Source organism: Marinobacter sp. BSs20148, from assembly GCF_000283275.1.
GTDB lineage: Bacteria > Pseudomonadota > Gammaproteobacteria > Pseudomonadales > Oleiphilaceae > Marinobacter > Marinobacter psychrophilus.
The window spans coordinates 2,253,986-2,274,793 of sequence record NC_018268.1 but is presented as its reverse complement, the minus strand read 5'-3'; the positions used below and the strand labels follow the sequence as shown (position 1 = coordinate 2,274,793).

At 56.8% G+C, this 20,808-nt stretch carries 18 protein-coding genes; 16 read left to right on the top strand and 2 right to left on the bottom strand.

Going from position 1 to position 20,808, the window contains the following annotated elements:
- The first annotated feature begins 3 nt into the window (after nt 1-3).
- The 4 genes from MRBBS_RS10315 (at nt 4) to thrH (ending at nt 4,728) form a co-directional block, all read left to right on the top strand.
- Entirely contained in the window at nt 4-768 is a 765-nt protein-coding gene (locus MRBBS_RS10315; protein WP_014871442.1) for a general secretion pathway protein GspB, read from the top strand.
- The gene (gene dinG / locus MRBBS_RS10310; RefSeq protein ID WP_014871441.1) at nt 768-2,897 is read left to right on the top strand and encodes an ATP-dependent DNA helicase DinG; all 2,130 of its coding nucleotides are present in this window, start codon (nt 768-770) and stop codon (nt 2,895-2,897) included. Before MRBBS_RS10315 ends, dinG begins: the two co-directional genes overlap by 1 nt.
- A 118-nt stretch (nt 2,898-3,015) precedes the next feature.
- Nucleotides 3,016-3,993 (top strand): HTH-type transcriptional regulator CysB, encoded by a 978-nt coding sequence (cysB, locus tag MRBBS_RS10305; protein WP_014871440.1) that lies wholly within the window; start codon nt 3,016-3,018, stop codon nt 3,991-3,993.
- Between the two features lie 120 nt (nt 3,994-4,113).
- Nucleotides 4,114-4,728, top strand: coding sequence for a bifunctional phosphoserine phosphatase/homoserine phosphotransferase ThrH (gene thrH, locus MRBBS_RS10300; protein WP_014871439.1), 615 nt, complete (start codon nt 4,114-4,116; stop codon nt 4,726-4,728).
- A gap of 62 nt (nt 4,729-4,790) precedes the next feature.
- Here thrH and pabB read toward each other — a convergent pair whose 3' ends face one another.
- On the bottom strand, nt 4,791-6,194 hold the full coding sequence (gene pabB, locus MRBBS_RS10295) for an aminodeoxychorismate synthase component I (RefSeq protein ID WP_014871438.1): 1,404 nt from the start codon (nt 6,192-6,194) through the stop codon (nt 4,791-4,793).
- Nucleotides 6,195-6,295: 101 nt separating this feature from the next.
- Here pabB and MRBBS_RS10290 point away from each other — a divergent pair, with 101 nt between their 5' ends.
- The 10 genes from MRBBS_RS10290 to MRBBS_RS10245 all read left to right on the top strand — a co-directional run bounded on the left by MRBBS_RS10290 (nt 6,296) and on the right by MRBBS_RS10245 (nt 17,559).
- On the top strand, nt 6,296-7,345 hold the full coding sequence (locus MRBBS_RS10290) for a DUF58 domain-containing protein (protein ID WP_014871437.1): 1,050 nt from the start codon (nt 6,296-6,298) through the stop codon (nt 7,343-7,345).
- The gene (locus tag MRBBS_RS10285) at nt 7,342-9,579 is read left to right on the top strand and encodes a transglutaminaseTgpA domain-containing protein (protein WP_083847043.1); all 2,238 of its coding nucleotides are present in this window, start codon (nt 7,342-7,344) and stop codon (nt 9,577-9,579) included. Before MRBBS_RS10290 ends, MRBBS_RS10285 begins: the two co-directional genes overlap by 4 nt.
- Complete coding sequence (gene holB, locus MRBBS_RS10280; RefSeq protein ID WP_041635244.1) at nt 9,488-10,510, top strand: DNA polymerase III subunit delta'; 1,023 nt, start codon at nt 9,488-9,490, stop codon at nt 10,508-10,510. Before MRBBS_RS10285 ends, holB begins: the two co-directional genes overlap by 92 nt.
- Nucleotides 10,511-10,645: 135 nt before the next feature.
- Nucleotides 10,646-10,996 carry a PilZ domain-containing protein gene (locus MRBBS_RS10275; protein ID WP_014871434.1) on the top strand — a complete coding sequence of 117 codons (351 nt, stop codon included), beginning with the start codon at nt 10,646-10,648 and terminating at the stop codon, nt 10,994-10,996.
- Between the two features lie 8 nt (nt 10,997-11,004).
- Complete coding sequence (locus MRBBS_RS10270) at nt 11,005-11,925, top strand: alpha/beta fold hydrolase (protein WP_014871433.1); 921 nt, start codon at nt 11,005-11,007, stop codon at nt 11,923-11,925.
- A gap of 68 nt (nt 11,926-11,993) precedes the next feature.
- Nucleotides 11,994-12,857, top strand: coding sequence for a DUF4892 domain-containing protein (locus MRBBS_RS10265; RefSeq protein WP_014871432.1), 864 nt, complete (start codon nt 11,994-11,996; stop codon nt 12,855-12,857).
- 4 nt (nt 12,858-12,861) lie between these two features.
- A complete protein-coding gene (locus tag MRBBS_RS10260) occupies nt 12,862-14,121 on the top strand; it encodes a patatin-like phospholipase family protein (protein WP_014871431.1) in 1,260 nt (419 codons plus the stop codon).
- 79 nt (nt 14,122-14,200) lie between these two features.
- Nucleotides 14,201-15,103 carry a 50S ribosomal protein L3 N(5)-glutamine methyltransferase gene (gene prmB, locus MRBBS_RS10255; RefSeq protein ID WP_014871430.1) on the top strand — a complete coding sequence of 301 codons (903 nt, stop codon included), beginning with the start codon at nt 14,201-14,203 and terminating at the stop codon, nt 15,101-15,103.
- A 47-nt stretch (nt 15,104-15,150) separates the two neighbouring features.
- Nucleotides 15,151-16,245, top strand: coding sequence for a chorismate synthase (gene aroC / locus MRBBS_RS10250; protein ID WP_014871429.1), 1,095 nt, complete (start codon nt 15,151-15,153; stop codon nt 16,243-16,245).
- A gap of 141 nt (nt 16,246-16,386) precedes the next feature.
- Nucleotides 16,387-17,559 carry an MFS transporter gene (locus MRBBS_RS10245; RefSeq protein WP_014871428.1) on the top strand — a complete coding sequence of 391 codons (1,173 nt, stop codon included), beginning with the start codon at nt 16,387-16,389 and terminating at the stop codon, nt 17,557-17,559.
- A 15-nt stretch (nt 17,560-17,574) separates the two neighbouring features.
- On the opposite strand, the gene MRBBS_RS10240 is transcribed toward MRBBS_RS10245, so the two are convergent.
- Nucleotides 17,575-18,462 (bottom strand): LysR family transcriptional regulator, encoded by an 888-nt coding sequence (locus MRBBS_RS10240; protein ID WP_041635243.1) that lies wholly within the window; start codon nt 18,460-18,462, stop codon nt 17,575-17,577.
- Between the two features lie 223 nt (nt 18,463-18,685).
- Here MRBBS_RS10240 and leuC point away from each other — a divergent pair, with 223 nt between their 5' ends.
- Nucleotides 18,686-20,104 (top strand): 3-isopropylmalate dehydratase large subunit, encoded by a 1,419-nt coding sequence (gene leuC, locus MRBBS_RS10235; protein WP_014871427.1) that lies wholly within the window; start codon nt 18,686-18,688, stop codon nt 20,102-20,104.
- A 19-nt stretch (nt 20,105-20,123) separates the two neighbouring features.
- Nucleotides 20,124-20,771, top strand: a complete 648-nt coding sequence (leuD, locus tag MRBBS_RS10230; RefSeq protein WP_014871426.1) for a 3-isopropylmalate dehydratase small subunit — start codon at nt 20,124-20,126, stop codon at nt 20,769-20,771.
- The last annotated feature ends 37 nt before the right edge of the window (nt 20,772-20,808 follow it).

Genomic DNA, 20,808 nt, shown 5'->3' with positions numbered 1-20,808 from the left:
CGCATGTCTTATATATTAGATGCGCTGCGTAAATCGGAGAGCGAGCGCCATCAAGGCAAAGTGCCGGATTTGGGGCGCCAGCTGCAGCTTATTCATTTCCCGCCAAAGCGGCACTGGCCGGTTCAGGCATTGTTGGCAGCGGGTTTGCTGCTGAATGCCGGGATACTGGCCTATGTGTTTTGGCCCTCGCAAGACGACGCCGTGACGAACCTGACTGCGCCGGAACAAGCGCTGGCTGCTGTCGCCGTAATTTCTGCGCCGGCAATGGGCGGGGGTGTTACGGCAAAGATTCTTGTTGACGAGAGCCTTGTTAAAGAGCGCCTTGTAGACGAGTTTTCAGCGCCGCAGCCGGCAGACGTTCAATCAGCGTTTTCTTCAGAGTATCAATCACCGACGGTGATTGTGCCGTCGGGCTACGGCAACAGCGGTGCGGTTGATCGCAATAACCAGGGTCGGGGCCAGATTGGCCCGCCGGCTTCCTCGGGCGCCGAGGCGTCTGCAAGCAGCGCGAATGGGGTGCGTGTTCCGCACTTGGTTGAGCTGCCGCTGTCGTTCCAGCGCAGCGTGCCGGATTTGACGGTAAACAGTCACATATTTGCCTCGGTGCCACAGGCCCGCAGGGTAATGATCAATAACCAGAATCTGCGGTCGGGCGATAGCTTTGAAGGCCTGCGGGTGGAAGAAATTACTGAGGATGGCGTGGTGTTAAGCAGGCAAGGGCAACAATTTCGACTGGGTATAGTGCGCGACTGGATGAGCCCGCGCTGATGGCCCTGAGCGAACAGACCAAACAGCAAATCCAGCAGGCTTACCGTGATATGTTGGCGGGTAAGGAGGTGCGCGCGCGTTATGGCCAGCGCCTGATGATTGCCGAAATAGCCCGCTATATGGGCGACATCACCGACAACGATGGCCAGCGTACGTCACCGCCTTCGGCCTGCGTGGTAGAAGCCGGTACCGGTACCGGTAAAACTCTGGCCTACCTGATTGCCGCCATTCCGGTGGCTAAAGCCCTGAACAAAACCCTGGTGATTTCCACTGCCACGGTGGCGCTGCAAGACCAGATTGTTCTGAAAGACCTGCCAGACCTGAAAAAACACAGCAAGCTGGATATAAACTGGACCCTGGCCAAAGGCCGTGGCCGCTATTTGTGCATGTCTCGGTTGGAAGGTCGCTTGCACGACGAAGGCAATGGCGACAGTGACACCATGCCGCTGTTTTTGCTGGATGCACCGGGTAAAGAGGAGCCCGGTACCCGCGCGTTTTTCGAGGAAATGCTGGCCAGCTACGGCGCGCGCAAGTGGGACGGCGACCGCGACCACTGGCCGGAGCAGATTCCGGACGATATCTGGCGCCAGGTAACCACCGACCATCGCCAGTGCACCAATCGCCACTGCAGCTATTTTGACAGCTGCGCGTTTTTTGAAGCCCGCAAAGATCTGGACGCCGCCGATATAGTCGTAGCCAACCACGACCTGGTGCTGGCGGACCTGGCTTTGGGCGGCGGTGCGATACTGCCAGAGCCGGAAAATGCCCTGTTTATATTTGACGAAGCCCACCACCTGCCAGACAAAGCGCTGAATCACTTCGCCGCATCTATTTCATTGAACTCTACTCGCAGCTGGTTAAAACAGCTGTCGCAGATGCTGGTAAAAATGCAGCCTTACCTGAGCCCGGGCACCCAGGGGGCAAAAACTCTGGAGCGCATCAGCGAAGCCGCGCGGGACGTCGATCTGGTGGTCACCCGGGTATACGAATACTGCGAACACAATATTACCTGGGAATTCAACGACGAGCGCCGCTCGGCCCAGTGGCGCTATCCCGAAGGCCAGCTGCCGGACGACATGGCGGAACTGGCGGCGGAAGCGCGCATTGCCAGCGCTAATTTTTCGCGCCACCTGGGCGCTCTGGCTGAAGAGCTCCAGGGTGCGTTTGACGAGCGCAAAACCCACGATATTGACCGTGAAACGGCAGAATCCTGGTATCCGGTGATTGGCTCGTTCCACAGCCGCTCCGAAGAGCAGCTGCGCCTGTGGGCGGCCTGGTGCGAGGAAACAAAAAGCCCACCGCCGGCACGCTGGACCGTGCGCCAGCGCTGGGACCACGGCGAGGACATTACCCTTTACAGCTCGCCGGTTTTAGCCGACGACCTGCTGTATACGCGGCTGTGGTCGCGGGCCTACGGTTCTGTATTAACCAGCGCCACGCTGACTGCTTTGGGTAAATTTGATCGCCTTCGCTCCCGCGCGGGATTGCCGGAAGACGCCCGCTACCTGGTGGTGCCCAGCTCGTTCCGTTACCAGCAGATGGCAACGGTGGAAGTGCCGGCCATGAAGGCTATGCCCACTGACGACGGTTTTCTGGAAGAGCTGATTGAGCGGCTGCCCACGCTGTGGCAAGGGGAAACTGCGACCCTGGTGTTGTTTACGTCGCGGCGGCAGATGCATCAGGTAAGGGACGCTCTAGCCGGTGACTACCCCGGGCTGATTATTACCCAGGACGACATGGCCAAAGGCGAAGTGCTGCGCCAACACTGCGCGCGGGTGGATGACGGCCGGCCCAGCGTGTTGTTTGGTGTTGCCAGTTTTGCCGAGGGCATAGACCTGCCGGGTAAGTATCTGCACCACGTGGTCATTACCCGTTTGCCCTTTTCAGTACCGGATGACCCAATTGATGCCAGCCTGGCGGAGTGGGTGACCCAGCGCGGTGGTAATCCGTTTATGGAGATTACCGTGCCAGAAGCCTCTATTAAGCTGGTTCAGGCAGTAGGGCGCTTGCTGCGCACCGAGGAAGACACCGGGCGGGTGACCATTCTGGATCGGCGCATTGTGGCGCGGCGCTATGGCCAGCTGTTGCTGGATTCGCTGCCGCCGTTTCGGCGGGTGATTGAGTATTAATTATTCTAAAAAAGAATGAAAAATAATTTTCTTATGCGTAAAATGTTGGTCATCAACCTTTAAATCAGTGAGTGCGAATCGGCCCGTCGCGCCGGTCGTCCAAGGAGCAACCCAGCTAATGAAACTACAACAGCTACGATACATCTGGGAGGTTGCGCACCACGACCTGAACGTGTCCGCTACTGCGCAGAGTTTATTTACGTCGCAGCCGGGTATTTCCAAGCAGATTCGCCTGCTGGAAGACGAACTGGGGCTTGAGATTTTTGCCCGCAGCGGCAAGCATCTGACCCGCATTACCCCGGGCGGAGAGATTATTGTGCGCGAAGCCGGCGAAATTTTACGCCGCGCCGAGGGTATCAAAAAGATTGCCCAGGAATTTAGCAATCAGCGCGCCGGTGACTTAAGCATAGCAACCACCCACACCCAGGCACGCTATGCCTTGCCGCCGGTAATTCGTGGGTTTTTGGACGCCTATCCAGATGTTTCTCTGCACATGAACCAGGGTACTCCCACCCAGATTTCAGAAATGGCCGCCACCGGCACGGCCGATTTCGCCATTGCCACTGAAGGCATGGAAATGTTCAACGACCTGATCATGATGCCTTGTTACCGCTGGAATCGCTGCATCGTGGTGCCCAAAGACCACCCGCTGGCAGCGGAACCGGAGCTTACCCTCTCAAAGTTGGCGGAATATTCCCTGGTAACCTATGTATTCGGCTTTACCGGCCGCTCGCGGCTTGATGAAGCCTTTAAAAGCGCAAGCCTGACTCCTAAGGTGGTGTTCACTGCGGCCGACGCCGATGTGATCAAAACTTACGTGCGCCTGGGGCTTGGCGTGGGTATTATTGCCAGCATGGCGTACGACCCGAAAGTAGACACTGATCTGGTTGTGATAGACGCCAGCAAGCTCTTCGACAGCAGTATTACCCATATTGGCTTCCGTAAGGGCACATTTTTACGTGGTTACATGTACGATTTCATCCAGCGCTTTGCTCCCCACTTGACCCGCGACGTAGTGGATCAGGTTGTGTCTAAACAGAGCAACCGCGCTGAGATTGAAGCGCTGTTCGAGAATGTAGAGCTACCCGTGCTCTGACGGTTTGTTTACAGAGCGATGCAGTTCTGGGCAATTTTTTCTAACATAGCGAATCAATGCGGGTGCGGGGCTCTGTGACTGCAACCGAATCTTCCCTTATTGGTAAAACAGGAGAGCACTGTGGAACTGGCATGCCTTGATCTTGAAGGAGTATTGATCCCAGAAATCTGGATTGCGTTTGCGGAGAAAACCGGCATTGAAGAACTCAAGGCAACCACCCGTGATATTCCCGATTATAACGTATTGATGAAGCAGCGCCTGAAGCTGTTAGACCAACACGGTTACGGCCTGCCACAAATTCAGGAAGTTATCGGCGGGCTGGATCCGCTGCCCGGTGCAGCAGAATTTCTGGACTGGCTGCGCGAGCGCTTTCAAGTGGTTATTCTGTCAGACACTTTCTACGAATTTGCCATGCCGTTGATGGCCAAGCTGGGCCATCCTGCGCTGTTGTGCCACAAACTGGAAGTAGCGGACAACGGCCGGATTACCAACTACCTGCTGCGCCAGCGTGACCCCAAACGCCAGTCGGTTCGCGCCTTCCAGCTGCTGAATTACCGGGTGATTGCCGCTGGCGATTCGTACAACGATACCACCATGCTGGCGCAGGCTGAGGCCGGTATTTTGTTCCACGCGCCGCAAAATGTGATCAACGAATTTCCGCAGTTCCCGGCCGTGCAGACGTTTGACGATTTGAAACAGGAATTCTTGAAGGCCAGCCTGGTGCACAGCGCCTGATTGCTTTTTAAATCTGGAACCGGGGTTTGTGTTGTACGAGGGCGGGCCTATATACCTCATACCTATAGCCCGCCTTCTTTTTCCAGGCAGTCCATCAGCGGTTTTACCTTGGTCAGGGTTTCCTGATATTCGCTCTCGGCTTCTGAATCCGTGACGATGCCGCCGCCGCCCCAGCAATGAATGGTGCCGGTGTTGTCGCACACCAGGGTGCGAATGGCGATGCTGCTGTCTAGCTGGCCGTCGAAGTTGCGATGGAATACTGAGCCGCAGTAAGGACCGCGCCAGTGCGGCTCCAGTTCCTGAATAATTTCCATGGCGCGAATTTTTGGCGCGCCGGTAATTGAGCCACCCGGAAAAGCATCGAAAAATGCCCGCAGCGGTGATATCCCGGGCGCCAGCGTTGCGCGAATGTGGCTTACCAAGTGGTGCACATTGCGGTAAGACTCCAGCGCAAACAGTTTATCCACACGCACAGATCCCGTGGCCGCGTTCAGGCCCAGATCGTTGCGTAGCAGATCCACAATCATCAGATTTTCTGCCCGGTCTTTTTCTGAATCCATCAATTCCTGCGCTAGGGCGCGATCCTGCTCGGTATCTTTGCCCCGTGGCCGCGTGCCTTTAATGGGGCTGGTCCGCACGGTGTCGCCGCTGATCTGAAGAAAACGCTCCGGCGAGGCCGATACAATGGCCTGGTCGCCAAGCCGTAAAAAGGCGCCGTAGGGCGTAGGGTGCGCGCTGGCAAGGGCCTGATAGGCGCGCCAGGGGTCGCCCAGGTACTGCCCGCTGAACTGCTGGGACAAATTGGCCTGATAGCAGTCACCCGCCAGAATGTACTCTTTCACCCGTTCAACGCCGGCCATGAAATCTGCCGCTGATTGCCGTGGCGCAAAGGCTTGGGTCATGCGCCAGTGTTGTTGGGGCAGGGGCGAAGCTGCGGTTTTTTGTTGCCAGTCCGCAAGTTGCGCCCGAGTTGCCGTTGCGCACCGCGGATGAATCCACAGGTAATATTGTTCGCTTTGCCGATCGCAGCTGGCCATCCACAGGTACAAACCGGCTTGCATGGCGGGCAATGGATTGAGGTCGGCGCTGGGTGAAGTGGTTGTTGCCGTATTCGTCGGAGCTTTCAAATTCCGATACCCCAACTCGTAACTGGCAAAACCCAGCCAGCCGCCATTTAGCCAGGGTGTCGTTTGCGACGCCGTCTCGTCAACCTGCGAATGCTGACTTTCCATCTGCGCTAGCTGTTTTTCCATAAAGTGCGCAGTGCGGGCCAGGGCGGCTTTGTCGGCGTATACATCGCTGCATGTGAGCGCTAAGGTCTGGGCTGCCAGTGCGGTGAAACCAAAGCGTTCACCGCGGCCAGTTTCCGCTCCGGGAGCTCCCAGGCAAATAAAGTCGCTGCATTGGCTGGCATGGGCCTGAAGCCGGGCAAATTGATCAGCGCTGATGGGTGTAGCCGCTATCAAGGGGAAAACCTCTCGTATTCTTTTAAAGGGAAATTTCTTCGACGATTTGTCTATACGCTGGCGATTCGCGAAAGGCTGTTACGTATACTGGATTTATGACAATGAAGAAACCGACAATCGATGGTTTTTGGCAGCGCTGGGTGAATCGACGCCTGCCCAGATCTGATCGCCAGACATTCAGCCAGAAAAACCTGTTCATTCTGCCTACCGGTGCCGGCGTGATGTTCGGTGCGCTTCTACTGATTATGCTGATTACCGGCATCAACTATCAAAACAGTCTGATTTATATGCTGACCTTTGTCCTTGGCGGAGTGTTTGTCGGCGCCATGCACCAGACCCACCGTAATCTGGCAGGTTTGACTCTGGCTTTGAACCGGGCGGGAGAGGCGGTTGCTGGCGGCACAGTGCCGTTCAGCTTGCGCCTGACCGCTGGTAAAGACGACGCCATTGCGGTGCAGGTTAGCAGCGGGGGTTCTTTGCCGGTGTGGGTGAGTGTACCAGCCGGCCAAAGCCGTGATGTGTCTGTGCTGGTTTGGGCGCCGCGCCGTGGTTATGTGCGCCCGGACCGAATTCGAATAGAAACCCGTTATCCCTTTGGGCTGTTGAAAGCTTGGTCCTGGTTGCGGCCGGTGTCAGCCGGCTTGGCCTTTGCAAAACCCATCACTGCGCCCGAACTGAGCGCCACAGCCGAGGACGGCGAAAACGAGGCGGTGGCGAGTGTTCAGGCCGGTTCAGACAGCGCCGATTTACGGCCTTGGCGCGAAGGCGATTCCAGCCAGCGCGTACTGTGGAAACGATTTGCCCGGACGGGGCAGTTGGTAGTGGCAGACTGGCAAGGGCAAACCGGCGACCCGCAATGGTTGGACTTTCAAGCGTTTATAGGCGCAAGTAGCGAAATGCGTTTAAGTTATCTGGCGTTTCTGGTGGATGACCGCCAACGTTTGGATGTGCGCTACGGGCTGAGTTTGCCGGGGCAGCTGATAGAACCAGACAGCGGCGCGGCCCATGCATTGAGATGCCAGCGCGCGCTGGCGGTGTGGGGACGAGAGAAACCTCGTGACAAGGAGCCTCGCCGCTTCGGCAGTCGCTTGAAATCCACTGGCGCTGACCTGGAATCGCTGGATGTCGCTAGCAACGGGAGCCCGCAATGACCCTCCGCCGACGTAACAAACAGCCTTCGCCAACCCTCGGTTCAGGCGTACAAGTGCAGGCTGCGCAACTGCCTGGCGAGGCGCTTTTATGGCTGGTTGCGGCGTTTACACTATTGCTGGTGCCACAGTGGGACCGACTGCCGGCCTGGCTGTTGGTGGTGTGTGTTGCGCTTATGGCTTGGCGCTGGCTGGCGCGCCTGGGCCGTGTTCGCTTACCTGGGCGAGGGTGGCGAACGGGGTTGGTGGTGGTGTTGGGCGGATTGTACGTGGCCACCGTAAAAAGCCAGTTCACGGTAGACACTGCCGCGTCATTTTTTGTGCTGTGCGTGGCGCTTAAGTGGCTTGAAACCCGCTGCGTCCGCGATTTTTACGTGCTGTTTTTCATATTGCTGTACATGGCTGCGGTGAATTTTTTGTTTCATCAGGCCATACATTGGACCCTGTTAAATTTTACCGCGGTGGTGTTACTGCTGCTGGGTTTGCAGGTGCTGAACGCGCCTGAGCTGCCCGCGGGCGTGCGCTCTGGCGGCCGCCGCCTGGCCGGTTTGCTGCTAAAAATGCTGCCGGTGGTGATTGTGCTGTTTGTGTTCTTTCCGCGCATGGCGCCGCTGTGGAGCGTTCCGCTGGTGTCGGGCCAGGCCCGAAGCGGGATAAGCGACCAGATGACCCCGGGCGATATTTCCAACCTGGCCCAGAGCAGCGAGCGTGCGTTTCGTGTGAGCTTCGGCGGGCAGGCACCACCCCAGGTGCAACGCTATTGGCGCGGCCTGACGCTGGATTATCTTGACGGCGCAACCTGGAAACAGTCTGCACAACCAGCTTTCCGGCGTTTGGGGCGGGTTGAAATCGAAGGCGTTTCCGGGCCCCTGGCCGCAAACCAATACGAAATATTGCTGGAACCCACCGATCAGAGTTGGGCGTTCGCGCTGGCGGATTCGGTAGCGGCATCGCCCAATATTGAAGAAATAGACCAAGATCTGTTTCGCTTCCGTCGCCCCGCGGACACCAGTGTGCGCTATCGCCTGGCCCTGGAGACGCCTCCAGTTAACCCCGACGTGCAACTGCCACCGGCGCAGCGTCGCCAATTATTGCAACTGCCCGGCCGAGGCAATCCGCAGGCGAGGGCTTTGGCTGATGAACTGCGCAGTCAGTATGACGACCGTGGAATAGCCGCTGCGCTGCTGCAACGTTTCCGCGAGCAGCCCTACTTTTATACTCTGCGGCCGCCCGTGATGCCGGATAACGGTATTGATGCCTTGTTGTTCGATGTAAAACGCGGTTTTTGCGCCCATTACGCAGGTGCCATGACTTTTGTGTTGCGTGCTGCCGGTATTCCGGCGCGGGTGGTGGTTGGGTATCAGGGCGGTGAATCGGGAGCTGGCGACGATTACCTGATTGTGCGTCAGTACGACGCCCACGCCTGGGTAGAGGGCTGGTTTGAGGGTGCGGGTTGGATTCGGCTTGACCCGACCGCGGCGATTGCGCCGTCGCGCATTGAATCCGGCCTGCGCGAGGCGATGGCGGAAGAAGGTTCGTTTCTGGAAAACAGCTGGTTGTCGCCGCAAAAGTACGGCAACTTGCCGCTGCTGACTTGGGCCAGCCTGCAGCTGGACCGCATCAATTATCAATGGCAACGCTGGGTGGTAGGGTATCAGGGCCAGAGCCAGATGGACCTGCTGTCGCGCTTGCCCGGTGGCCTTACCATGCGCGACCTGGGTTATATTAGTGCCGGCACTGTGGCGGCCGCACTGCTGTTGGCCGGGTTGATCAGTGCCTGGCGCGGCCGGCAGGGCGGTCGCCATACCGGCGTGGCGCGCCAACTTCAGCGTTGGCAAAGGTTTTGCGAGGGTGTTGGTGTACCCGTACGCCAGGGTGAAACGCCCCTGGGGCTGGCTGATCGGCTGGCACGGGCGGAACCGGCGCTGGCGGATTCTGCCAGAGTTTTTGCCGGTGTGGTCAATACTCATTACTATAGTCGCCAAGCGGCTGATGCAGTTGCGCAGCCGGCGTCGGATATCCGCCTTCTGCGGCGCTTGCTGGCCGGTATGAAACGGCAGCGCCGGCAGGCGGGTCTCCCGCGCAATCGAGCGAATCATTCTAAGCGAGCAGCGAGGCAACGGATTGATACACCAAGACACCGATATGGCGACCGATATGCCCTGGCTGGCAAAAGCCTGGCGCAGCGTGCAGAAACAGCTGAAGGAGTCGCGGCTGCCACACGCACTGATTATTAATGGCGAGCGCGGTGTTGGTAAACGTGCCTGGGCAGATGCGGTTGCCGCTTTGTTGCTGTGTGATCAGCTGCAAACAGACCCGCAGGGAATGCCCCAAGCCTGTGGCCACTGCAAACAGTGTGAATTGAAACGTGCCGGCAGCCATCCCGATGTGCGGGTATACGCCCCTGAAAAATCGCGCATGGTGCGCATTGTTCAAATCAGGGAATTGATTAATTTTGCTTCTGCGTCACCTCAGGTAGGTCATCGTAAAATCGCGATTATCGATCGCGCCGACCAGCTCAATATCAACGCTGCCAATGCCTTGCTGAAAACTCTGGAAGAACCCAGCGGTGATACCGTGCTGTTGCTGTTACAGGAAAGCGGCCGGCCGTTGTTGCCGACGATTCGCTCGCGCTGTCAGACTCATACGTTGCCGGTACCCGTGGCAGCTGACGCCGAACGCTGGCTGGTGGGCCAACTGGCTCTGCTACCACCTGAAAATCAGCCAGATAGCACTTCGGTGGCGAAAGCGTTGATGTTGGCTGGCAATGCCCCGAGGCTGGCTTTGGATTATCTGAACAGCGGCTTCATAGCGCTGCATGACGCGGCTTTTTGCGGTTTTCGCGATTTCATGAAAAACCAGGTGACCCTGGCCGATGCTGCCAAAGCCTTCAAAGCCCTTGGGCTTGATGAAACCCTGTGGCTGTTTGAAGGCTGGGCGGCAGATCTGGCTCGGCTGAGCGCCGGGGGTGAGCCGGCGCACCACGAAGCCGCGGACATGCTGCGCTTCCTGGCCGGCTGCAATCCGCCCTGGCGCGCCCATGAATTGCTGGGCATGGTGCGTGAAGGGCGTGAAGCCGTTGTATACAATGCCAACCCGGAGCTGGAAGCCAGCCGGCTGCTGCTGGCGTGGCAACAACTGATGCCCAAACGACAGCGTGCCGGTTGAGGTAGTCGCGCAGGCTAATGTTGCTTGAAGAGCCTGCAAATTCCCGTATCGGTCTCGCTACTGTTATGATTAACCAATATTTATTGATACGTTTGCCGAAACGTTTATTGATACACCACAGACAAGGTATTTGTTATGGGGTCCGGATTCGGAAATCGCAGTGGCATATTAACCCTGACCATTAAAGACAAAGCAGTACTCTACGCTGCGTATATGCCTTATATCCGCCAAGGTGGCCTGTTTATTCCCACCCAAAAGCAGTACCAGCTTGGTGACGAAGTGTTTTTGCTGCTCAATCTGATGGACGAACCGGAGAAGTTGCCGGTGTCTGGCAAGGTTATCTGGATTACACCAAAAGGCGCACAAGGGAACCGCGCGGCCGGTATTGGCGTACAGTTCAGTGTTGACGCCGAATTGGCCAGAACCAAAATCGAGTCGTATTTGGCGGGTTCGCTAAGTTCTGACCGCCCCACCCATACACTCTGAGGTACCCGATGACCGAAGCTGCTGCCGCGTTGGCGGATACAGATACAGAATTTGCCGCCGGGCGGGAAGCTCTATGGCCACTGGAGCACATCACGCTGGCGGGCTTAAGCTGGCCTGCACAGCCCGAAGCCGCGAACTTGCGGCCAATGCTGTTGCTGCACGGCTGGCTTGATAACAGCGATACATTTACCCATCTGGCACCGGAACTGACCGATGTTGGCGACGTGTACGCGTTTGATTTTGCAGGCCACGGCCGTTCTGGCCATCGCCCGCCGGGGCAACATTATGTGTTGATGGATTACGTAGCGGATCTTGCCGAACTGATTGAACTTCACTTTGACGCTGACAAGACTCCGTTGGACTTGGTTGGGCACTCTCTTGGCGGCATTGTTGTGGCGCTTTACGCTGCGGCATTCCCCGAGCGGGTGCGCAAACTGGTGCTGATTGACAGCCTGGGCGCGCTCAGCCGTCACGAACATGATGTGATTCCCCAGTTGCGCCGTTCCATCAGCAAACGCCTGGCGGGTTCTAGTAAGCCGGCGTTGTATCGGGACTTAGCGACAGCGGCGAAGGTACGGGCCGGCGGCCTGAGTCCTTTGAGCCCGGAAGCGGCTCTAGCCCTTGTACCTCGTAATATGCAAAAAGTGGAAAGCGGCTGGTTGTGGCGCACCGATGCGCGGTTGCGGCACCCGTCGTCGCTGATGTTGTCAGAACAGCAGGTGCTGGCGTCCTTAGCGGCGCTGAGCACGCCAACGTTATTTGTGCGGGCGCAATCCGGATTGTTGGCAGACAACGCCGACACTACCCACATCCGCGCCCAAGTGATTAAAGATTTTCAGCAGGTTGATGTTCCCGGCGGCCACCACTGTCATCTGGATGGCGATACCCGTCCGGTGACCGAGGCTGTTAAACGATTTTTGAATCAATAGGTGATGCTGTGTTGCATAGTCAATGTGCGAAAAGTTTTGTTATTGGAGCTACGTTAACACTTGGAGCGATGCTCGCTGTTGCCAGCAAACAGGCACTGGCTGCATTTCCGGAGACAGCTCCAGAGCCGTTTCCTTTGTCACAGCTAGAAGAAACCCGGCCGCTGGAGTCGGGCGGGCACCTTGTTCTGTTCAGCCCGGTGCGGGAAATTAACAGTGAAATTCGGTCCGATGTGATGGCACGGCTGCCGGTATCCGGCAACAGTCTGCTGTATCGCATTAACACGGACTCCAGCCGGGTCGATGCGTTGAATTACTATCGCCAGGCGCTGTTGGACTCTGGCGCTAACATATTGTTTGAATGCTCGGGCGTGCGTTGCGGTCGCAGCAACGTGTGGGCCAATCAGATTTTTGACAAATCCATGCTGCTTGGTCGCGACACTGCACAGGATTACTTGGTGACGGGCACCGTCAGTGAAGACGGCCAGCGCTGGCTAACCCTGGTATACACGGTTACCCGCGGTAACCAGAGCGAATACGTCTGGGTAGAGCACTTCGAGGTTGGCTCGGGCGCCGTGGTGCCCGGCCTGGGGTCTCTGGAAAGTCGCATTCGCGGGCCTTTGACGGTGGCCTGGCAAGACGGCTTTATTGTGCGCTTTGACTGGCAATCACAGGACCGCCGCATGTTACTGGACTGGGCCGATGCCGACGGCAGCACCGTGATGCTGATCACCTACTCGGAACTGGAAGGCAGCGAGCCGCTGGAAGACGCCATGGCTCGCGCCCGCACGGCTGGTGAATCGATGTCTGATTTGCTGGTGCAAACCGGCATTGTAAAGGAACGCCAGCAGTTAGTGGTGGTGGGCCCGAGCATTATTCAGTCAGATCCGAACCGCAACGGCAACCGTGTGGAAATTGTGGTGATTTCAAGGTGATGTCATGACATCTAAAAACGATGACAAGACGGTTGCTGACAAAAGCCTGACGGCAGGTTCTGTGAAAACCGCCGCGAGCAGCAGTTCCGTGGTGGTCGAAAGCGGCGGTCTGGCTTCTGCCGCTGCGTCGGAAACCGCCAAAGACAAAAAGCTGGCGCCTCGGCAAAAGCGCGCTACCGTTGCCCTCGCCCTGGGCAGCGGCGGCGCCCGCGGTTATGCCCATATTGGCGCCATTGAAGTGCTTAACGAACGCGGCTATGAAATTATTGCGATATCCGGTTGCTCTATGGGAGCCCTGGTGGGCGGCATGTACGCTGCGGGAAAGCTGCAGCAGTACAAAGACTGGGTAACGGGATTAGGGCAGTTCGATGTGCTTAAGCTACTGGACGTAACCTTCAGTGCGGTGGGCGCTATTCGCGGTGAGAAAATCTTTTCTATCGTCAGCGACATTCTAGGCGATACGCGCATAGAAGACTTGCCCATTGCGTTTACGTCGGTAGCCACAGACCTTCTGGGCCATAAAGAAATCTGGTTTCAGGAAGGCCCGCTGGACCAGGCCATACGCGCGTCGGTGGCCATTCCCGGTGTGGTAACGCCGCTGGTACTGAACGGCCGGGTGCTGGTTGACGGCGCCACCCTGAACCCGCTGCCGATCATTCCGACCATTTCGGCCCATGCCGACCTGATTGTTGCGGTGAACCTGGCGGGTGAAGAAGAGCGCAGTCCGCGTCTGTCGGATGCGGCTTTTACCAGCCTCGACGATGATGACGACAGTGAAGAGTGGATGAGCGCAATGCGTGAAAAAGCCTCTCGCTGGTTTGACTGGGACACGCTGAAAGGGTTGGCCGGCGGTAAAGTCGACGGTGAGCCCGCGGAAGATAAAATCAGCCGCGAAGTGCAAAAGCAGAACGCCAAAAAACAGCGTAAGCAGGCCGAAGAAGAAGCGGCACAAAGCCTGAAATCAGCCGAGCCGACAAGCACCAGCAAAATTCAGGACGAAGGCCAGACCATTAACTGGGAAAAGCTGGGTATTGGCAAGTTCGAGGTGATGAACCTGGCCATTGAAACCATGCAGAGCGTGTTGGTACAGTACAAAATTGCCGGCTACCCGCCTGACCTGTTGGTAAATATTCCAAAAAACGTATGCCGCAGCTACGATTTTCACAAAGCACCAGAGCTGATTCAGCTGGGTCGCGAGCGCATGGCAGCGGCTTTGGACCGCTATGAGCAAGACCACAGCAGCTCAGGCCCGCTCGCGGTTTAAGCCGGTTTAGGTCGCGCGCAACACAGCCAAAACACGTATACTATTTGCCCATTTTCCGTTCAGACAGGACTCTTTTGCCGTGACCAGCCCCGTTGATGATTTGGCCACCGTACGCGACTTTTTGCGTTACGCCTGCTCCCGTTTTGCCAAGTCGCCGCTGTACTTTGGCCATGGCACCGACAACGTTTGGGACGAAGCGGTACAGCTGGTTATGCGCAGCCTGCATTTGCCGCTGGAAAACAATAACCTGTTTCTGGATGCGCGCCTGGTGCGCGAAGAGCGCGAGCTGATTCTGGAGCGCATAGAGCGCCGGGTAGAAGAGCAGGTTCCTCTGGCCTATCTGTTGGGCGAAGCCTGGTTTATGGGACTGCCATTTAACGTAGACCCGCGGGTGCTGGTGCCGCGTTCACCGCTGGCAGAGCTGCTGGAAAATGGCTTGCAGCCCTGGCTGGGCGATGTTTATGTCGAGCGTATTCTGGATTTGTGTACCGGCAGCGGCTGCATTGGTATTGCCGCAGCCACGGTGTTTGACAGCGCCGAGGTTGACCTGGCGGATATTTCCACCGACGCGCTGGCGGTGGCCGATTCCAATATTGCCTTGCATCAATTGGGCGAGCGGGTGCGTACCGTGCAATCGGATGTGTTCAGCAATCTGAATGAACGTTACGATGTAATTCTGAGTAACCCGCCCTATGTCAATGCACGGGATCTGGCCGATATGCCTGTGGAGTTCGGCCATGAGCCAGTATTGGGCCTGGCGGCCGGTGAAGACGGCCTGGAGATTGCCCATCGCATATTGGCCGGAGCGGCTGATCGGCTGACTGACAACGGTCTGTTAATTGTGGAAGTCGGTAACAGCTGGCCAGAGCTGGATGCGGCCTACCCTCAGCTGCCGCTGACCTGGCTGGAGTTTGAAAACGGCGGCGACGGGGTGCTCGCTATTGTCGCTAAAGACTTGCGTAAATATCTGTCAAACAGCTGAAAAAATCTTCACACCTTTTTTATAACAACTTGATAAGATACTGAATTATGTCTGGAAACACGTTTGGCAAGCTGTTTACGGTGACCACGTTTGGTGAAAGCCACGGGGCCGCTCTGGGGTGTGTGATTGATGGCTGTCCGCCGGGGCTGGAGCTGTGTGAAAACGACATGCAGTACGATCTTGATCGCCGCAAACCGGGCACGTCGCGCTACACCACCCAGCGCCGCGAAGCCGATGAAGTGCGCATTCTATCCGGCGTATTTGAAGGCCGCACCACCGGCACTCCTATTGGTCTGCTGATTGAAAATATCGATCAGCGCTCCAAAGATTATTCAAAAATCGCCACCCAGTTTCGCCCGGCCCACGCCGATTACACCTATCACCACAAATTCGGTGAGCGGGATTATCGCGGTGGCGGACGCTCTTCGGCCCGCGAGACCGCCATGCGTGTGGCCGCCGGCGCCGTAGCGCGGAAATTCCTGCTGCATCGCCTAGGCATTACCGTGCGTGGCTACCTGAGCCAATTAGGCCCGATAAAAGCCGAGACCCTGGATTGGGAGCAAGTGCACCAGAATCCGTTTTTCTGCCCGGATGCCAGCAAAGTGCCGGAAATGGAAGCCTACATGAAGGCGTTGGTCAAAGAAGGCAACTCTATTGGCGCCCGTATTAACGTGGTAGCCGAAGGCGTACCACCGGGGCTGGGCGAGCCGGTGTTTGACCGGCTAGACGCAGACCTTGCGCACGCTTTGATGAGCATTAACGCGGTAAAAGGCGTTGAAATTGGTGCCGGTTTTGGTTGTATTGACCAAAAAGGTACTCAACACCGTGACGAAATGACACCGGAAGGATTTTTGTCGAATCAAGCTGGTGGCATTCTGGGCGGTATTTCCTCTGGCCAGCCTATTCTGGCCAGCATTGCGCTCAAGCCGACCTCCAGCCTGCGCTTGCCGGGCCGGAGTATTGATGTTGACGGCAACCCGGTCGAGATTATCACCACTGGCCGCCACGATCCTTGCGTGGGCATTCGCGCGACGCCCATCGCCGAGGCAATGATGGCCATTGTGCTAATGGACCACTATTTGCGCCATCGCGGCCAGAACGCTGATGTGCGAGTAACCACCCCGGTGCTGCCTCAGCTTTGATGCACCAGGGATGAGACAGCGGGGACGGATTTGAAATCCGTCCCCACTCCTCGCTCAGTAGGGACGGATTTCAAATCCGTCCCTACTGGCTTGAAAATGGTACTAAAAGGTAGCGGCGCGAATCAAAGGTAAGGGATAATAGTGACGCACTGGCGCCTGTCGAATTTGTATTTCTGGTTCTTCGCCCTGCTGGGCGGCATGCTGCCTTACTGGTCGCTTTACCTTGATGGCCGCGGCTTTTCTTATCTGCAAATCGCCAGTTTGATGGCGACCATCCAGCTTACCAAAATTGTGGCTCCCAGCGTGTGGGGCTATTTGGGCGATCGCACAGGGCAAAGAGTGCGCTTGGTACGCTTCGGTACCATCACCGGTTCCCTGTGTTTTGCTGGCGTGTTCTTAGAGCCCGGCTTCACTGGCCTGCTGTTAGTTATGTTGGCGTTCACTTTTTTCTGGAACGCGGTACTCCCTCTTTACGAAGTCATCACCCTTCAAGTTCTGGGTTCGCAACGAGACCAATACGGCAAAATCCGTTTGTGGGGTTCGGTGGGTTTTATTGCCGCCGTGGCGTTGATTGGCGTACTGCTGGAATGGGTGGATATTCGCTATTTGCCGATGCTGCTGATTCCGCTGTTTGCCGGCATTGCGGTGTCGGCCTGGATGCTTCCGGTTGAAAAAGTCGTTCGCACCCAGAAGTCCCCGCGGGGCAGCCTGAAGGCCATTTTGACTCATCCTGCGGTAATTGCGTTTTTTGTCATGAACTTTTTGCTGCAAGTGGCCCACGGCTCTTACTACACGTTTTTCAGTATTCACCTACAGCTGCACGATTACGGCAAGCTGGCCATTGGTTTGTTGTGGTCACTGGGGGTTATCGCCGAAATTGTGCTGTTTATGGTAATGCATCGCCTGGGCGCGCGTTTCAGCGTGCGAAACATTGTGCTGGCGGCTTTACTGCTAAGCCTGCTGCGTTGGTTGCTGATTGCGGAAATGGCGTCGGTGCTGCCTGTGCTGATATTTGCCCAGCTGTTGCATGCGGCGTCTTACGGCGCGTTACATGCGGTGTCGGTGCAGTACATTCAAGGCTTTTTCGGCCGCCATCATCACGGCCAGGGGCAGGCACTTTATAGCGGTTTAACATTTGGTGCCGGAGGGGCTTTGGGTGCCTGGGGTGCGGGGTTCCTGGTAGACGGTATTGATACCTCAGCGGCCTTTCTGGGCAGCGCGGTTGTCACCGCCTTGGCGTTCGCCGCGGCCTGGCGCGGTTTGCGACCACCACCCCCGCCGCCTGAGCTGGAGAGGGGCAGGGGACAGATTTGAAATCTGTCCCCTGCTTTAACGGTTACCGCGCCGGGCTTCTTCCTGTTGTTCCACAATCGCCAGCAGAGCCTGGGCGGCACCGCTCAAGTTTCTTCCTGACAGGCCAATAGCACCCATCAGCCGCGCCACTGAATGTTCCACCGGCACTACCCGCAGGCTGCTGTCCAGCATGCGCACCGGCAATACGCTCCAGCCAAGACCCACACTGGTCATCATTTTCAGGGTTTCCAGGTAATTTGTGGGCATCTGTGAGCTTAACGGCAGGTTGGCTTCCATAAATAGCCGGCTGACTAACCGGTAAGTTCCCGTGCTGGTGTCTGGCAATAGCGCCGCGTGGCCAGACAAGTCCGCCAGAGTAGGCTGTTCCAGCGCTGCCAGCGGATGCTCCGGCCCGACCACAAACGCCATTGGGTCTGGCCATTGGGCGTACACCTTAAAGTTCGGGTCTATACCATCGCTCAGGGTCACAAACGCCAGTTCGGCGCCGCGTTTGCGCATCTGGGCGTAGGCGGCGTCTGATTCCATAAATTGAAGATCAAGGGTGACTTGCGGATGGTCGCGGTTGAAACGCCGCAGCCAGCTTGGCAGGTGGTGCAGGCCAATGTGATGGCTGGCAATAATCTGTAGTTCACCAGCAACTTCGCGGGTGCTTGGCGACAGGGCAATGCGGGCGTTGTGGATTTCATCCAGAATTCGCCTGGCATGGGGCAGTAGCCGAGCGCCGGCGTCGGTTAACTTAAGCTGGCGCTGGCTGCGATCAACCAGTTCGGCGCCGAGCTGGGCCTCTAGGGCGGCCAGCCGCTTACTAATGGCAGGTTGGGTAATGTGCAGCTGCTCGGCGGCTTCAGAGAACGAGCCCTGGTCAACAATGGCCAGAAAGGCGCGCAATGTGTTGGAATCCATAAGTACCATGACTGCCGTCGGTTAAAAGTGCTTTTTAGAACACGCTTGAAGCGTTTCATTCTACTCAACAGTATTCCAAACAGGAATGCTATGCATAAAAAACATGAATTGAGGTTATTGGTCAGGCACTTTAAACTGTTTAAACAATCAGAATTCTAAAGCGCGTAGCCGCACCAACGGCGATGAGTTTTGTTTAAAACCCAAAAACGATGAGAGAGCGATCATGGCGGGTAAAACCTTATACGACAAATTGTGGGACGATCATCTGGTAAAACAGCGTGATGACGGCTCTGCGCTTATTTACATTGACCGCCACCTGCTGCATGAAGTGACGTCGCCGCAGGCGTTTGAAGGTCTGCGCCTGGCCAACCGAAAGCCTTGGCGGATTGATGCCAATCTGGCAACGCCTGACCATAACGTGCCTACCACTGACCGCGCCATGGGAATCGACGGCATTGTAGACCCGGTGTCGCGCATTCAGGTAGAAACCCTGGACAGCAACTGCGACGAGTTCGGCATTCTCGAATTCAAGATTAAAGACCAGCGCCAGGGCATAGTTCACGTGATCGGGCCCGAGCAGGGTGCAACCTTGCCCGGTATGACCATTGTCTGCGGTGATTCCCATACCTCGACCCACGGCGCGTTTGGCTGCTTAGCCCACGGTATTGGTACTTCGGAAGTGGAACACGTGCTGGCTACCCAGTGCCTGGTGCAGCAGAAAATGAAAAACATGCTGGTGAAAGTGAATGGCCAGTTGGGTAAAGGCGTAACCGCCAAAGACGTCGTGCTGGCGATTATTGGCAAAATCGGGACCGCTGGCGGTTCCGGCCATGCCATCGAGTTTGGCGGCGACGCCATACACGGTCTGAGCATGGAAGGCCGGATGACGGTGTGCAATATGGCGATTGAAGCCGGCGCCCGCGTTGGCATGGTGGCGGTAGACGGCACCACTATTGATTACGTCAAGGGTCGGCCGTTTTCACCTGAGGGTGAAGCCTGGGATGCAGCTGTTGTTCATTGGCGCACCTTGCACAGTGATCTTAGCGCCGAATTCGACAAAGTGGTTGAGTTTGACGGTGCCGATATTGAGCCTCAGGTTAGCTGGGGCACATCCCCGGAAATGGTGGCGAATGTGGCCGGCCGGGTGCCAGATCCGGCTAAAGAAACCGACTTGATCAAACGGGAAGGGCTTGAACGTGCGCTGAAATACATGGGTCTGCTGCCCAATCAGTTGATCACCGACATCAAGCTGGACCGGGTATTTATTGGTTCCTGTACCAACAGCCGGATTGAAGACCTGCGCGAGGCGGCGCTGGTGGTTAAAGGCCGCAAAGTTGCGGGTAGTTTGAAACAGGCCATGGTGGTGCCGGGCTCGGGCTTGGTGAAGTTGCAGGCCGAAGCTGAGGGGCTGGACAAGATTTTCCTGGAAGCGGGCCTGGAATGGCGTGACCCCGGTTGCTCTATGTGCCTGGCCATGAACGCCGATAAGTTAGGGCAGGGCGAGCATTGTGCGTCTACCTCTAACCGTAATTTTGAGGGACGTCAGGGCTTTGGTGGGCGTACCCACCTGGTTAGCCCGGCTATGGCAGCGGCGGCAGCGATTGCCGGCTATTTTGTTGACGTTCGTGAAATGCTGAACTGAGCTACAGGAGACAATGACCATGCGTGCATTTACCCAACACCAGGGCCTCGTAGCCCCCATGGACCGTTCCAACGTGGACACGGACCTGATCATTCCCAAGCAATTTTTGAAGTCCATCAAACGCACCGGCTTCGGCCCCAACCTGTTTGATCCATTGCGTTATCTAGACGAGGGCGAGCCTGGTCAGGACAGTTCCCAGCGCCCGTTAAACACGGATTTTGTGCTGAACCAAAAACGTTACAGCGGCGCCAGCGTGCTGTTGGCCCGCACCAATTTTGGTTGCGGTTCCAGTCGTGAACACGCGCCTTGGGCGCTTGAAGACTTCGGCTTTCGGGTGATTGTTGCCCCCAGTTTTGCTGATATTTTCTATAATAACTGCTTTAAGAATGGGCTGCTGCCTATTGTTCTTGATGAAAAAATAGTTGACCAGCTGTTTGTTGAAACTGAGGCTAGCGAAGGTTATGAACTGACGGTGGATCTTGCAGTCAACACCGTTATCACGCCGTCTGGCGAATCTTTCAGCTTTGACGTAGACGGCTTTCGTCGCCATTGCCTGTTGAATGGCCTGGACGATATTGGTGTGACGTTGGAAGACGCCGATGTTATTCAGCATTACGAAGATGCGCGCCGCAAAACCGCGCCCTGGCTGTTTGGTGCCGGCCAGTAATTTGGCTGCCACACCCATGTCGAAACCGATATCAAGG